This is a genomic window from Elusimicrobiota bacterium (genome assembly GCA_016788905.1).
In the GTDB taxonomy this organism is placed as follows: domain Bacteria; phylum Elusimicrobiota; class Elusimicrobia; order FEN-1173; family FEN-1173; genus JADKHR01.
Window position 1 is genome coordinate 1 of record JAEURZ010000052.1, and the last position, 788, is coordinate 788.

Annotated in this window: 1 protein-coding gene; it reads left to right on the forward strand. The window is 61.0% G+C overall.

Annotation, left to right across the window (positions count from 1 at the left end; translation table 11 throughout):
* A partial coding sequence (locus tag JNK54_10745) for an IS66 family transposase (protein ID MBL8024736.1) occupies window positions 1-756 on the forward strand: 756 nt, incomplete at its 5' end.
* Window positions 757-788 lie beyond the last annotated feature (32 nt).

Genomic DNA, 788 nt, shown 5'->3' on the forward strand with positions numbered 1-788 from the left:
GAGGCTCACGCTTGGGCGCAGGAGCAACCGAGCGCGCATGCGGACGAGACGGGGTGGAAAGAAGGCCGACGACGCCCGTGGTTGTGGGTTTTGGTGACGTCGGCGGTGACGATCTTTTTGTTGCGGCCCCGCAAGAAGTCGTCTGCGCGGGAGCTGTTGGGGCAGTTTGCGGGTGTCTTGCACACGGATCGATGGGGTTCCTACAACATCTACGGTGGTCGACGACAGATTTGTTGGGCGCACCTATTAAGGGATTTCGCATCGATGACGGAATTCCGGGGACCCGCTGCTGGACGGATCGGGCGGGACCTGTTGAAAAAGGGGCGGCGGATGTTCCGTCTCTGGGCGAAGGTTCGGGACGGGACGTGGGATCGTGTACGATTTCATGAGACGACGACGCGACTGCGGGCGGAGATCGAACGATCTCTGCGCGAGGGGGCGGAGTGTCCCCATCGGAAGATGCGAAATGTGTGTCGCCGAATCCTGAGGTTTGCCGGGGACCTGTGGACCTTTACAGTGGAGGAAGGGGTGGAACCGACCAACAACGCCGCGGAGCGCGCCATCCGTCCGGCGGTATTATGGCGGAGAAAAAGCTTCGGAACCCAAAGCGAAAGAGGGAGCCGCTTCGTTGAACGCATGCTGACGGTGCGGGCCACGCTCCGACAACAAGGGCGCAACGTCATCGGCTACATCGCCGACGTGTGCGACTGTTCGCTCAACACACAACCGTTGCCGTCCTTGTTGCCAGTGAAATAGCTCCGGGGGGTGAAACCCCCTGAACGGTTACA